The 709-nt window shown below is 37.2% G+C and carries 1 protein-coding gene; it reads right to left on the bottom strand.

The window, feature by feature from the left end; translation table 11 throughout:
* Nucleotides 1–93: 93 nt before the first annotated feature.
* The gene (tnpA, locus tag AAIB49_RS19920; protein WP_339214265.1) at nt 94–564 is read right to left on the bottom strand and encodes an IS200/IS605 family transposase; all 471 of its coding nucleotides are present in this window, start codon (nt 562–564) and stop codon (nt 94–96) included.
* Between the last annotated feature and the right edge of the window lie 145 nt (nt 565–709).

Raw genomic sequence — 709 nt, 5'->3', positions numbered from 1 at the left:
GCTTGAAGCCTCTTTTACCGGCCTTGGCCTTAAAGGCCCACTGAATGGTTTTCCCTTACGCACCACATCCACGCACTGATTCTAAAGAATCTCTTATATCTTTCTATTTTTTTCTCCTGTGAATGGATCAAACTCTTCGAATAACGTTAATTGATCTGATATATAATCTTCTCGGAGCTGATTCCTAATATATTCTTCTATTTGCTTCTTATTTCGGCCCACTGTATCGACGTAGAAACCTCGACACCAGAATTTTCGATTGCCATATTTATATTTTAAATTTGCATGTCGGTCGAATATCATTAAACTGCTTTTTCCTTTTAAATATCCCATAAACTGAGATACACTCAGCTTTGGTGGGATACTTACTAACATATGGATATGATCTCGACATGCATTTGCCTCATGAATGGTTACACCTTTTCTCTCGCATAATTCTCTTATTATTTTTCCTATACTTTGTTTGTATTTTCCATATATAATTTGTCTTCTGTATTTTGGTGCAAACACGATGTGATACTTACAATTCCATGTTGTATGTGCTAAACTATTCTTGTCCTTCATTGGGACATGCCTCCTTCGTTTATTTGATGTAGTGGTCGGGAAACCAACTATATCTTATCACGAAGAGAGGCCTTTTTTAATTTTAATACCACGCTATAAGCTCTCCGGAACCCCCGGCATAGCCAGGGGTTTTCAAATGACACAA

This window comes from Ornithinibacillus proteolyticus (assembly GCF_039581225.1).
GTDB lineage: Bacteria > Bacillota > Bacilli > Bacillales > Amphibacillaceae > Ornithinibacillus > Ornithinibacillus massiliensis.
This window is presented reverse-complemented; position numbering and strand designations above follow the sequence as displayed.

Excerpts from the sequence above, each read along its gene's own strand:
- tnpA (WP_339214265.1), bottom strand. The coding sequence starts at position 564 with ATGAAGGACAAGAATAGTTTAGCACATACAACATGGAATTGTAAGTAT.